The organism is Pseudoalteromonas sp. SG43-3, from assembly GCF_014164385.1.
GTDB classification, from domain to species: Bacteria; Pseudomonadota; Gammaproteobacteria; order Enterobacterales; family Alteromonadaceae; genus Pseudoalteromonas; species Pseudoalteromonas distincta.
The window spans coordinates 1-269 of the sequence record NZ_JACJFC010000098.1; the positions used below are offsets into that span (position 1 = coordinate 1).

Sequence of the window (269 nt, forward strand, 5' to 3'; positions counted from 1 at the left end):
TACTTTCTGTTACCGCTCGACTTGCATGTGTTAGGCCTGCCGCCAGCGTTCAATCTGAGCCATGATCAAACTCTTCAATTAAAAAGTTTTATGTCTTTCGACAGCTCAATGAATTCTGAATTTTTGTTTTTGTTGCCAAAAACGAATTGACTGTGCGTTATTATTTTCACTTTTAAAAAAGTAAAATCAAAACAGCTCAAGGCTGAATCTTTTAATAACATATGGTCACTCAGTTTCAATTGAGACTCTAATTTGTTTGCCTCGCTACC

At 36.1% G+C, this 269-nt stretch carries 1 protein-coding gene and 1 rRNA gene; both read right to left on the minus strand.

Features of this window, described 5'->3' with window-relative positions; translation table 11 throughout:
- Positions 1–81 (minus strand): 16S ribosomal RNA (locus tag H5157_RS20780); the annotation flags it as partial.
- Positions 75–269, minus strand: a 195-nt coding sequence (locus H5157_RS20825; protein ID WP_220496902.1) for a hypothetical protein, incomplete at its 5' end; no start/stop codon positions are given. The genes H5157_RS20780 and H5157_RS20825, both read right to left, overlap by 7 nt.